Raw genomic sequence first — 12,005 nt, forward strand, 5'->3', positions numbered from 1 at the left:
AGTTTGTAAGGCAGGCTAATCGTATGTAGAAAGCGTAAGCCCCCGCGCATGGCGGGGGCTTGTGGGGACAGCGTTGCGCGCGGGCTTATTCGCCGAACTTGATGCCCTGGGCCAACGGCAGCTGGCGCGAATAGTTGATCGTGTTGGTGGCGCGGCGCATGTAGTTGCGCCAGGCGTCCGAACCCGATTCGCGGCCGCCGCCGGTTTCCTTTTCGCCGCCGAACGCGCCGCCGATCTCGGCGCCCGAGGTGCCGATATTGACGTTGGCGATGCCGCAGTCCGAGCCGGCCGCCGACAGGAAGGTCTCGGCTTCGCGCAGGTCATTGGTGAAGATGGCCGACGACAGGCCCTGCGGCACGCCATTCTGCAAGGCCAGCGCCTGGTTGAAGTCGGCGTAGCGCATCACGTAGAGGATAGGCGCGAAGGTCTCGTGGCAGACCACGTCGGTCTGGCCCGGCATTTCGGCGATGGCGGGACGCACGTACCAGGCGTCGGGATATTGCTCGGCCAGCACGCGCTCGCCTCCCGTGACCTTGCCGCCTTGTTCGCGCGCCGCCGTCAGCGCCGCCTGCATGGCGTCATAGGACACGCGGTCGATCAGCGGACCGACCAGCGTGCCGCTTTCCAGCGGGTTGCCGATGGTGGCGCTGGCATAGGCCTTGTGCAGGCGTTGCACCAGATCTTCGGCCACGCTCTCGTGCACGATCAGACGGCGCGTGGTGGTGCAGCGCTGGCCGGCCGTGCCGATGGCGCCGAACACGATGCCGCGCGCGGCCATGTCCAGGTCGGCCGTGGGGCCGACGATGATGGCGTTGTTGCCGCCCAGCTCCAGCAGCACGCGGCCAAAGCGCTGCGCCACGCGCGGCCCCACCTGGCGGCCCATGCGGGTCGAACCGGTGGCCGAGACCAGGGCCACGGCGTGCGAATCCACCAGCGCTTCGCCGATGTCGCGTCCGCCGATCAGCACTTCGGACAGGCCGGGGGGCGCGTCGCCGAAGCGTTGCGCGGCCTGTGCGAAGAGCGCCTGGCAGGCCAGCGCGGTCAGCGGGGTTTTTTCCGACGGCTTCCAGACCACGGCGTTGCCGCAGACCAGCGCCAGCGCGGCGTTCCAGGACCACACGGCGACGGGGAAGTTGAACGCGCTGATCACGCCGACCACGCCCAGCGGATGCCAGGTTTCCATCATGCGGTGGCCGGGGCGTTCAGAAGCGATAGTCAGACCGTACAGCTGGCGTGACAGGCCCACGGCGAAGTCGCAGATGTCGATCATCTCCTGCACTTCGCCTTCGCCTTCGGCCACGATCTTGCCGGCTTCCAGGCTCACCAGGCGGCCCAGCTCGCGCTTGTGCTGGCGCAGCGTTTCGCCGAACAGGCGCAGCAGCTCGCCGCGGCGCGGCGCCGGCACGTCGCGCCACGCCAGGCTGGCCTGGCGCGCGCGGGTGATGGCGGAATGGGCCTGGGCCACCGTGTGCTCATGCACCTGAGCCAGCTCGGCGCCGTCTATCGGGCTGCGCGCGCGCAGCATGCCGCCAGTGAGCGATTCCGGGTTCAGCCCGAGCGCGCGCAGGATGTCTTGGGGAGTGTCCATGCCGGTTCCTTGGGTTGCCTGCGAAGAGCCTGTCTTCGCTTAAGGGTTATGCCTAAGTGGCGATTCTGGAAAAAAATTTACTATACGAAACTCCAGCGTGAATTGCGAAACCTTTTTAACCAGGGCAGCACTCATACGAAGGTGGATCCGTGGCGGAACCTCTGCTGGTAGTCCAGGCAGTCAGCAAGACCTATCAACGCGACGGGCAGGCCCCGCATCTGGCGTTGGACGGCATCGACTGCCAGCTCGGCCGCGGCGAGGTCATGGTGGTGGTCGGCCCCTCCGGATCCGGCAAGAGCACCTTGCTGCGCACGCTCAACGGACTGGAGAGCATCGACAGCGGCGCCATCCGCGTGGACGGCGTGTCGCTCACCGACCCGGCCACCGACGTCAACCGCTGGCGCACCGAAGTCGGCATGGTGTTCCAGCACTTCAACCTGTTCCAACACCGTACTGCGCTGGACAACGTCGCGCTACCCCAACGCGTGGTGCGCGGGCGCGCCCGCGCCGACGCCGAGCGCTACGCGCGCGAACTGCTGGGCCGCGTGGGCATGGGCGACTACGGTGCGCGCTATCCCAGCCAGCTCTCCGGCGGCCAGCAGCAGCGCGTGGCGATCGCGCGGGCGCTGGCCATGGACCCCAAGCTGATGTTGTTCGACGAGGCCACGTCGGCGCTCGACCCCGAAACCGTGGGCGGCATTCTTGAACTGATGCGCGCGCTGGCGCGCGACGGCATGACCATGGCCGTGGTGACCCATGAGATGGGCTTCGCCCGCGACGTGGGCGACCGCGCGCTCTTCATGGACGCGGGCCGCATCGTGGAAATGGGCACGCCGGACGAGGTGTTCGGCCACCCCAGGGAAGCGCGCACCCGCGCTTTCCTGGAAAAGATTCTGTAGTTCCTAGCAGCAAGGAAGCAACGGGTCGTCCGCATGCGCGGCGCCCGGCGGTAACCAGGGCCGGTCCGGCTGATCCGGGCGCTGCCGGCGCTCTGTGCTTTGCCCGGAATGATGTGAGTCCATTCACCACAAGGGGTAGGAAATGCTGAAAATCAAACAATGGCTGGGCATGGCCGGCATCGCCCTGGCGGCCGCCACTGTCGCCTTGCCCGCGCAAGCGGACGAGCTGGCCGACATCCTCAAGCGCGGCGAGTTGCGCGTCGCGGTGCAGACCTCCGGGCCGCTGATGAGCTTCATGGACAAGAGCGGCAAGCGCACCGGCCTGGCCGTGGAAGTGGCCAAGCGCATGGCCGACGACCTGGGCGTGAAGCTGGTGCTGCAGGACTACGAGTGGAAGGGCCTGATTCCCGCGCTCTTGTCCGGCAAGGCCGACATGGTGGCCGCCGACATGACGCCGACCCCGCAGCGCGCGGCCCAGGTACTGTTCTCCACGCCGATGTTCTACGCCGATACCGTGGCCGTGGTGCCCAAGGATTCGCCCTACAAATCGTACGAGGAACTCAACAAGGACGGCGTGACCGTGGGCGTGCTGGGCGCCAGCACCTATGCGGAAGTGGGCAAGAAGATGCTGCCCAAGGCCACCATGAAGGAGTTTTCGGGCGGTAGCGCACCCGTGGGGCAAGCCCTGTCCAGCGGCCGCCTGGACGCCGGCATCATGTCGTTGTCCACCGCCAACCAGTTCCTGGTCGACTTCGGCAACCTGCGCGTGCTGGACGGCATCATGGTGCGCGAGCCGCTGGCCTTCGCCGTCGGTCCCAACGCCTTCCGCCTGAAGTTCTGGCTGGACAACTGGCAGACGCTGAAGACGGCCGACAACACGCTGCCAGAACAGGTGAAGTACTGGTACTCCACGGACTGGAAGAAAGACCACTGAGCCCATGGACTGGCTGCTCGACTTCTATAACTGGCGCATCGTCAGCCAGTACACGGGCCAGTTCGCCACCGGCCTGGCCAACACCCTGATCGCGGCGGGCGCAAGCCTGGTGCTGTCGGTGCTGGCCGGCATCCCGCTGGCGCTTGCCCATATGTCGCCCCGCGCCGCCATCTGGCGGCCGGTGGCGGCGTATGTGCAATTCATCCGTTCAACCCCCTTGCTGGTGCAGATCTACCTGGTCTATTACGCGGTGCCCATGCTGGTGCCGGGCGCCAAGGGCTGGAGCGAGATGCTGCTGGGCATCCTCGCCATGACGCTGCATCATGCGGCCTACATGAGCGAAATCATCCGCGTGGGCATCGAATCCGTGCCGCGCGGCCAGATCGAAGGCGCCAAGGCCTGCGGCATGAATTACCACCAGCGCCTGCGCTACGTGGTGCTGCCGCAGGCTTTCGCCAATACGCTGCCGCCGCTCCTGGGCCAGACCGCCGTGCTGATCAAGGACACCTCGCTGCTGTCACTGATCACGGTGTTCGAACTGGTCGCGGCCGGCGTGCAGATGAACAGCGACCGCATCGTGCCCAACGAAAGCTTCCTGACCATCGCGGCCGGCTATCTGCTGATCTATGCCTGCATGCTGCTGCTGTCGCGCGGCGTGAGCATCTGGCTGGCGGGGCCCGCCTGGAACGCGAGGTAAGCATGCTGGATTCCTATCTCTCCACCGCGGGCGTCGTGCTGCCCTTCCTGCTGAAAGGCTTCTGGGAGACCCTGAAGATCTCCTTCGTGGCCATCATCGCGGGATCCCTGCTGGGCTTCGTGATCGGCGTGATCCGCAGCTACCGCATCCGCGGCGTGCACCAGCTGCTGGGCTTATACATCCACATCCTGCGCGGCACGCCGTTCCTGGTGCAGCTCTACATCTTCTATTTCGTGCTGCCCAGCTCGGGCATCGAGATGCTGCATTGGGATTCCGGCACGGCCGCCTTCATATCGTTGTCGGTCTACACGTCCTGCTATGTCGCGGAAATCGTCATGGGCGCGATCCAGGCCGTGCCGCGCGGCCAGACCGAAGGCGCGATGACGTTGGGCCTGCGGCCGTTCCAGATCCTGCGCCTGGTCATCCTGCCGCAGGCCATGCGCCTGATCGTGCAGCCCATGAGCGGCGTCTACGTCATGCTGATCAAAAGCACGGCCATTCTGTCGGTGGTGGGCATTACCGAGCTGACGCGGCAGGGCGAGGTCTTCATCATCACCTTCCCGGCCAAGTCGCTGTTCATCTACGGCATGATCGCCGCCATCTACTTCATTTACTGCTACCCGCTGCTGCGACTGGCCAACTGGCTGGAAAAGCGCCTGACGGGCGGCTTGCAGGGCGCGGGCCTGAACTGATGCCGACCACCATGGCTTCCGAGTACATCGACACCTATTACAAGCGCACGCTGGCCGACGGCGACACCCGTTATGCGCCGCTGTCCGGCGCGGCCAGCACCGACGTCTGCGTGGTCGGGGCAGGGATGGCGGGCTTGTCCGCCGCGCTGGAACTGGCCCGGCGCGGCCGCGACGTCACTCTGCTGGAAGGGCGGCGCATCGCCTGGGGCGCATCCGGGCGCAACGGCGGTTCCGTCTCGCCGGCATACTCGGCCGGCGCCGACGCCATCAGAAAGCACGTCGACGAAGACCACTACCGCAAGCTCTACCGCCTGTCGATGGAAGGCGTGGAGATCATCCGCAACAACATCCGCGACCTGGACATCACCGACGCCCGCAAGGTCGACGGCCGGCTGCGCGTGGTGCGCTACGAGGCGACCGACGCCCTGCGGCAGTGGTGCGACAGCCAGCAACGCGACTTCGGCCGCGACGTGCGCCTTTTGAGCCGCAGCCAGGTCCGCGAACGGCTGCTGTCCGACGTCTACTTCCAGGGCGTCGAGGACCCCACGTCCTTCCACTTCCACCCGCTGAACTACGCCCGCGCGCTGGCCCGGGAATGCGCGCGCCTGGGCGTACGCATCCACGAGGACTCGCCTGTCGTGCAGGCATCGCTGGACGGCGCTGTAAAGCGCCTGAAAACAGAGCGAGGCCAGATCGATGCCCGCACCGTGGTGCTGGCCACCGGCGGCTACACTGAGGACGTGGTGCCCGCGCTGCGCCGCGCGATGCTGCCCATCGCCACCTACATCATGCTGACCGAGCCGCTGGGCGACCGGGTGCTGGGAGCCATACGCACCACCGCCGCTATCGGCGACGACCGGCGCGCCGGCAACTATTACCGCGTGCTCGATGGCGGGCGCATCGGCTGGGGCAGTAGAATCACCACCCGTGTCGACGACCCGCCCGATCTGGCGGAGTCGCTGCGCCGCGAGCTCCTTTCCGTCTACCCCCAATTGCAGGGGCTGCGCGTGGAGACGGCGTGGTCGGGGCGCATGGCCTACGCGCGGCATCTGATGCCGCAGATCGGCCAGCTGACGCCGGACGTCTGGTACTGCACGGCGTTCGGCGGACACGGCATGAACACCGCGTCGATCGGCGGCCGGGTCGTCGCCGAAGGGATCGCGGGCGACACCCAGCGCTACAAGCTGTACGCGCCGTTCGGGCTGGCCTGGAACGGCGGCGGTCTGGGCACGGCAGCGGTGCAACTTACTTATTGGTCTTACCAGGCGCGCGACTGGTGGCGGGAGCGGCGGTCGCGGGCATGACAGGGTGCATAGATGGAAGGCAACAAACAAAGCGTGTTGGCACAGCGGCTGCGAGCCTTGCGCCAGGCGCGGGCGTGGACCTTGAAGCAGGCGGCCGCGGCCACCGGAGTGTCCGCGTCCACGTTGTCCAAGATCGAAAACAGCCTGCTGTCGCCCACCTATGACAACCTGATCAAGATCGCGGCAGGCCTGGAGCTGGACGTGGCCGAACTCTTCACCGCGTCCGACGCCCACATGGGCACCGGCCGCCGCAGCCTCAGCCGCCAGGGGGAAGGGCGCCAGTACGAAACCCCGTACTACGACCACCGCCTGCTCTGCACCGCGCTGTCGCACAAGCGCATGATGCCCTTCCACACCCGGGTCAAGGCCCGCTCCTTCGACGAATTCCACGACTGGAGCCGCCACCGCGGCGAGGAATTCGTCTACGTCCTGGAAGGCGAGGTCGAGCTTTACACCGAGTTCTACGAACCCGCCCGGCTGAAGACCGGGGAAAGCTTCTATATAGACAGCCGCATGGGCCACCGGGTGATCAGCCTGAGCCCCGAAGACGCCCTGGTGCTGTGGGTGTCGACCCATGCGGATATAGGCGAAGAGTAGGGTTCAAACCCCGGTATTGCGGGCCGGCCGCCCAAGCCGCCCGCAACAAGGTAAAATGCGGCGCCCGGATCCTTTCCGGGCCATCACCACACCGCGCGGCAGTAGCTCAGCTGGATAGAGCACGGGCCTTCTAAGCCTGAGGTCGGGGGTTCGAGCCCCTCCTGCCGCGCCAATATCTTCATTCGATACCGTACTTCCCCGGCGCAATCACCCCATTCGGATCCAGGGCCGCCTTGATCGATGCGCAAGCTCGCACCAGCTCCGGCATGCGCTGCGCCTGGTGGAACTCGTGATACATCGTCGGGGCACGCCCCACGAAAATGCCTCGATCGGCGAACAGCTTGGCCAGTGTCCGGTAGCAGGCATCGGCGCGGGCGGTTTCGTCGGCGTCCTCGCGGTTGTAGATGATCGCGTGGATGGCGCGGGCGAATCGGGCGCCGCAAACGTTTGACAGCAGGTATTCCAGCCCGTGGTCGCGGCAGATGCGGCGTGCATCTGCCTGCAGGCTATTGACGATGTCACCCGCGACCGGGGAACCCGCCGACAGCCAGATCGCGCCGCCGCCCGGCCGCCAGCCCAGCATCTTCAATTCGCTGTCGGTCGGCACGCCGGTGTTGGAGTTGATGGCGATGTGCAGGGGGCCGATGTCCTCGGCTTCCTCCAGGGGAATCTGGCGTCCCTTGCCCGAGGCCAGGAAATGCTGGGCGATGCGGTCGATCTGGGGCTGTACGGCGGCGCGACTCGCGCCGTACACGGCGCCTGATACGGTCCAGGATCCCAGGTCATACTGCCTGCGCAGCGCGGCGCGGCCCTCGTCGGACAGCGCGTGTTTGCCGCCGCTGGCCGCGTATTCGGGGTTGGTGGCCGCCGAGGACAGCAGATACAGGTCGTTGGTGGCGCGGATCAGCGTCGGCACGAAATTGCTGAGCTTCAGCGGACGGATGCGTTCGACGATCTCCCCCAGATCTTCGTCGTCGGGGAAGGTGAAAAAGAAGGGTTCGATATGCGGCGGCCGGGGCATGAGCCACATGCCTACGCGGGTGACGATGCCGAAATTGGATTGGGAGAACAGGCCGTCCAGCGTGGGGCCGAAGCTGTATTTGGAGACGTGCCAGTTGGGATGCGAGGAACCGGCCAGGCTGCCGTCGCCGGTGCGGATCACGTCGCCATTGCCGAGCACAACTTCCATGCCGCAACTCATGCCGAAGTGATCGGCGTAGGCGCCGCTGCCGCCGCCCTTGTCCAGGGCGTTGGCGAGGATGCTGCCCTGCGATGGACCTGCGGTCGGCGAGATCATCAGCTTGCTTTCCCGGCGCTGCAGCTCGTCGTGCATGGCGCGGAAGCTCACGCCGGGCTCGAGCACGCAATAGCCCAGCGTCTCGTTGACTTCCAGGATGCGATTCATGCGCCGGCCCAGGTCCACCACTACCTGGCCGGGACGGATGGGCGAGCGGGTGCCCAGACCGATGTTCTGACCATTGCTGATGGGATAGAGCTGAACGCGGAAGCGATTGGCCAGGCGCACCAGCGTTTGCACCGCCTCGGTCGAGTCGGGGTAGGCGACCGCGCCGGGGCGCACGTCGGCGCAGGGCAGGGTATGTTCGCCATAGCGTCCGAGGACGTCGTCACTCAGCGAGATCGCGTCCGCGCCAAGCTCGGCCGCTGCCGCATGGGCGAAATCTACGATAGGGTCATTGGAAGGCATACGTCTTTCACCACAGAAGATCGCCGCTGCCGGCGGTTGTCGGAACCGGCGTGGCCGCCGGCGTTGGAGTGTCGGCCGCCGCCCGCGGCGGCTTGGGCCGGAAGTCTTCAAGACCGCGTGGGGGCGGCCCGCCGGTGGCCCAGTCCAGCAGCTGGACCGTGTGCGCCACGGGCTCCGGCGTGAAGCGCGAGATCTGCACCAGGCATCCCATGTTGCCAGCGGCGATCACGTCCGGTTGGCCGGCCGAGGCGTGGGCCGCCTTGCGTTGTCCCAGCCGGTCCGAGATGGCCGGCTCGAGGATGTTGTAGGTCCCCGCCGAGCCACAGCACAGATGCGATTCGGCGATATCGCGCACCTCCATGTCCAGCTTGCCCAGCGCGCGGCGCGGCGGCCGTTCGATTTTCAGGCCGTGCTTGAGTGAACAGGAGTCGTGATACGAAACGGCCAGGCCTAGCGCCGAGCCGCTGGCGGTCAGCGACAGACTGGCGGCGATTTGCGAGATGTCCTGAGTGGCCTCGACCACCAGGCGCACCTGCGTCGACAGTTCGGGGCGGTCAGAGAGTAGCTCTTCATAGCGTTTGATGACGGAGCCGCAGCCCGATGTGGTGCTGATGATGGCGTCGATCTGCCCCGCCAGCAGCGCGGCCGACCAGCTGCGGACGGCCTGTTCCATGTGCCGGGTGGCGGCCTCGCGCCGTCCCATGTGGAGTTCGAGCGCGCCGCAGCATTGCACGCCGGGCACGTCGACGACGGCGATGCCGGCGCGTGTGAGCAGCCGCTTGGCCGAGGCGTTGATCTCGGCGCCGAGCACCGATTGGGCGCAGCCGTCCAGCAGCGCGACGCGGCGCGTCGGGTTGGCGGGCGGCTGCGGAGTGCCTTCGGTGCGTGGCGCAAACGCCGCGAGTGCGGGGGCGCTGGATAGGGAGGCCAACGCGCCCAACGGGCCGCCGAGGCGGCCGGCGGCGCCGCGCAGCAACCGGCCCGCGGCCGCGGCCGGACGCAGCAGCGCGGGGGTCGTCAGTACCCGGGCCAGCGCTGAGCGCAGCAAGCGCTGCGTCAGCGGGCGGGCCTTGCTTTTTTCGATGTGCTCACGCGCGCCGTCGATGATGGCGTGATACGAAACGCCGGCCGCGCAGGTGGTTTCGCACGACAGGCACGACAGGCAGCGGTCCAGGTGGCGCACGGCGGCCGGGCTGGGCGCTGCGCCGCTGTCCAGCATCTCGCGCGCCAGGGCGATCCGGCCGCGCGGTGAATCCAGCTCTTCGCCATCGAGCACGTAGGTGGGACAGACTGCGGTGCAGAAGCCGAAATGCACGCAACTCTCGGCGGCAGCGCGGACTGCGTCGGGGCGGTGAATGGTGATGGTCTTGGGCATGGTGCGACGGAAGCTTGCCGGCCAGGGCCGGGATGAAGCTCATTCTGCCGTCGGGCCGTGCGCGGGGCTGTGCCCAGCGCGTCAGTGGACGCCGCCCAGGGCGTCAGTCAGCCGCGGGTCTGCCCTTGCTTGAGCAGATTTACAGGCAATTCGCCGTATCGCTCGGAGAAGCGCCGCGTGAAGTGGGAGAGATTGTTGAAGCCGCAGGCGAAGGCGGCCTCGCTGACCGTGCGGGTCTTGCCGGCCGCCAGCAGCTCATGCGCGAGCGTCAGGCGGGCCTGCACCACGTAGGCTTCGAACGACAAGGCGGCATGCCGCGCAAACAGGCGGTGTAGGGTGCGGACCGATATGCGGCAGGCTGCGGCCACCGTTGCGGGCGACAGGTCCGGGTTGGCGATCGCCGTATCGATATGGCGCTTCACGCCGACGAAGCTCAGTTCGGTGGAAGGGGGCGCCGCGGCGTCCGCCAGGGATGCGCAATGCAGCGCCACGATTTCGATGACGGCATCCAGCAGCGTGTCGACGGTGCGGTCCTGCAGTTTCACCGTCGTATCGGTCAGCAGGCGCATGGCTTCGGTAAGCACGGGCGCGAACGGCATATCGGCCGGCAGGCTGGCCGGCGCGCGTAGCCGCCGCATGCCCGGGGCGCGCGCGCTCAAGGCGTGACGTGGCAACAGCACCAGCCGGCGCGAGGTTGTTTCCGGGAACGTGATGTCGAACGTGGATCCGGTGTCGAGCAGCCCGAATTCTCCGGGCCGCAGGCACAACTGCTCGTCACCCTGGGACATCAAGGCGCTGCCCTGCAATTGCAGGCTGAGCATGATGTGATCGCCATTGAGACGGCTGACTTGCCGCTGGGAGCGGCGGATCATGTGCGGGGAGCTCGCGAAGTTCACGAGCCGGACTCCCGCGCGGTTCTGGCTGGACATGGTGCCGGCGAATCCGGCGTCGGGTTCGGCGCGGAATTCAGAATCGAGCACACCGGCGCAGACCGCATCCTGCCAGAACGCCAAGGCGTGCTGGCCGTGATCGTGGGTGCTCCAGTTGTGCCATTCAGGCGCCATTTCGGCTCCGGGGTCCGTTGCGTGCTGTCGCTGCCAGCGGCATCGGCTGGCACGTTGGGTCGTGCCCAATGTAGCGAGGCAGTGGAGAATGGGCCATCCGTGCATTCCCCAGTAACGGCGTACTGTGTTCAACGAATGGAGCGTGGCATGAAACGGTTTCTATCTTTGTGGGCAGGTGCAGCGCTCGCGTTGTCGGCTTTCTGTGTCGCGGCGCAAGAGTATCCGGCACGGCCCGTGCGCATGATCGTGGGCTTCGCGCCGGGCGGCGGCAACGATATCCTGGCCCGCCTGATGGCCGAGCAGTTGCAGCGCCGCCTGGGCCAGCCCTTCATCGTGGAGAACCGGCCGGGCGCCAGCGGCGCCATTGCGATCGGCGCCGTCAAGCGGGCCGAGGCCGACGGCTATACCTTGCTGGTGGGGCCGAGCAGCGGCATGACCGTCAATCCGGCCATCTACAACAACCTGGACTACGACCCGGTCGCCGATTTCGCGCCGATCTCCCTTGTGGGGGATATTCCGATGATCCTGACCGTCAAGGCTGAAAGCTCGGCGCGCTCGGTGGCCGATCTGGTCGGCCAGGGCAAGAAGAGCGGCAAGCCTCTGTTTGCAGGCTCGGGCGCCAACTCCTTCCAGCTCGCGACCGGACTCTTCGCCAAGCGCGTCGGCCTGGAAGCGGAGGTGGTCAACTACAAAGGGAACTCTGCCGTGGTCGCGGCCTTGTTGGCCAACGAGATCGACTTTGCGCTGATCGACACTGCGGCCGTATTGCCCCAGATTCGCAGCGGCCGGCTGAAAGCGCTGGCCGTCACGGGGGCGAAGCGCTTTACCTTGTTGCCCGACGTGCCCACTGTCGCGGAGTCCGGCGTGCCGGATTTCGCAATGTCATTCTGGTCGTCCCTGTACGCCCCTGCGGGCACGCCGCAAGCCGTCATCGAGAAGCTGCAGAACGCCGTATCCGCAGCCGTGCGAGAGCGCGCCGTGGCCGATCGCCTGCTGGAACTGGGCATCGATCCTGTAGGTAGCGCACCGCAGGTCCTGGCCGATACCATGGCCCGGGAGATTCCGATGTATGCCGCGGCCGCCAAGGAGGCGAACCTGTCGCCAGTGCAGTAGGCGCGTGGAGCCGACCTGTCCGAATTTGTCCTTTGCT

Annotated in this window: 11 protein-coding genes and 1 tRNA gene; 8 read left to right on the forward strand and 4 right to left on the reverse strand. The window is 66.8% G+C overall.

The genetic code is table 11. The features are described from left to right. Positions 1-85 precede the first annotated feature (85 nt). Positions 86-1,588, reverse strand: a complete 1,503-nt coding sequence (locus DXK93_RS05250) for an aldehyde dehydrogenase family protein (RefSeq protein WP_119449547.1) — start codon at positions 1,586-1,588, stop codon at positions 86-88. A gap of 149 nt (positions 1,589-1,737) precedes the next feature. Between DXK93_RS05250 and DXK93_RS05255 the strand changes: the two genes are divergently transcribed. The 7 genes from DXK93_RS05255 (at position 1,738) to DXK93_RS05285 (ending at position 6,883) form a co-directional block, all read left to right on the forward strand. Further along, a complete protein-coding gene (locus tag DXK93_RS05255) occupies positions 1,738-2,487 on the forward strand; it encodes an amino acid ABC transporter ATP-binding protein (RefSeq protein ID WP_054451273.1) in 750 nt (249 codons plus the stop codon). Between the two features lie 142 nt (positions 2,488-2,629). Next, complete coding sequence (locus DXK93_RS05260; protein WP_054451274.1) at positions 2,630-3,421, forward strand: ABC transporter substrate-binding protein; 792 nt, start codon at positions 2,630-2,632, stop codon at positions 3,419-3,421. Positions 3,422-3,425: 4 nt separating this feature from the next. Further along, complete coding sequence (locus DXK93_RS05265) at positions 3,426-4,118, forward strand: amino acid ABC transporter permease (protein WP_054451275.1); 693 nt, start codon at positions 3,426-3,428, stop codon at positions 4,116-4,118. Positions 4,119-4,120: 2 nt separating this feature from the next. After that, positions 4,121-4,810 (forward strand): amino acid ABC transporter permease, encoded by a 690-nt coding sequence (locus DXK93_RS05270; protein WP_119449548.1) that lies wholly within the window; start codon positions 4,121-4,123, stop codon positions 4,808-4,810. Positions 4,811-4,821: 11 nt separating this feature from the next. Further along, positions 4,822-6,114 carry an FAD-binding oxidoreductase gene (locus DXK93_RS05275; protein ID WP_119449601.1) on the forward strand — a complete coding sequence of 431 codons (1,293 nt, stop codon included), beginning with the start codon at positions 4,822-4,824 and terminating at the stop codon, positions 6,112-6,114. A 12-nt stretch (positions 6,115-6,126) separates the two neighbouring features. Next, entirely contained in the window at positions 6,127-6,711 is a 585-nt protein-coding gene (locus tag DXK93_RS05280; RefSeq protein WP_054451277.1) for a helix-turn-helix domain-containing protein, read from the forward strand. Between the two features lie 95 nt (positions 6,712-6,806). Further along, positions 6,807-6,883 (forward strand) — tRNA-Arg (locus tag DXK93_RS05285). Positions 6,884-6,889: 6 nt separating this feature from the next. Here DXK93_RS05285 and DXK93_RS05290 read toward each other — a convergent pair. From DXK93_RS05290 to DXK93_RS05300, 3 genes are all read right to left on the reverse strand, one after another. Then, a complete protein-coding gene (locus tag DXK93_RS05290; RefSeq protein ID WP_054453543.1) occupies positions 6,890-8,416 on the reverse strand; it encodes an FAD-binding oxidoreductase in 1,527 nt (508 codons plus the stop codon). A 7-nt stretch (positions 8,417-8,423) separates the two neighbouring features. Continuing rightward, the gene (glcF, locus tag DXK93_RS05295) at positions 8,424-9,791 is read right to left on the reverse strand and encodes a glycolate oxidase subunit GlcF (protein ID WP_119449549.1); all 1,368 of its coding nucleotides are present in this window, start codon (positions 9,789-9,791) and stop codon (positions 8,424-8,426) included. 107 nt (positions 9,792-9,898) lie between these two features. Further along, the gene (locus DXK93_RS05300; RefSeq protein ID WP_119449550.1) at positions 9,899-10,855 is read right to left on the reverse strand and encodes a helix-turn-helix domain-containing protein; all 957 of its coding nucleotides are present in this window, start codon (positions 10,853-10,855) and stop codon (positions 9,899-9,901) included. 147 nt (positions 10,856-11,002) lie between these two features. Here DXK93_RS05300 and DXK93_RS05305 point away from each other — a divergent pair, with 147 nt between their 5' ends. Then, entirely contained in the window at positions 11,003-11,968 is a 966-nt protein-coding gene (locus DXK93_RS05305) for a tripartite tricarboxylate transporter substrate binding protein (protein WP_119449551.1), read from the forward strand. The last annotated feature ends 37 nt before the right edge of the window (positions 11,969-12,005 follow it).

The sequence above is a fragment of the Achromobacter sp. K91 genome (assembly GCF_003576205.1).
GTDB lineage: Bacteria > Pseudomonadota > Gammaproteobacteria > Burkholderiales > Burkholderiaceae_B > Achromobacter > Achromobacter aegrifaciens.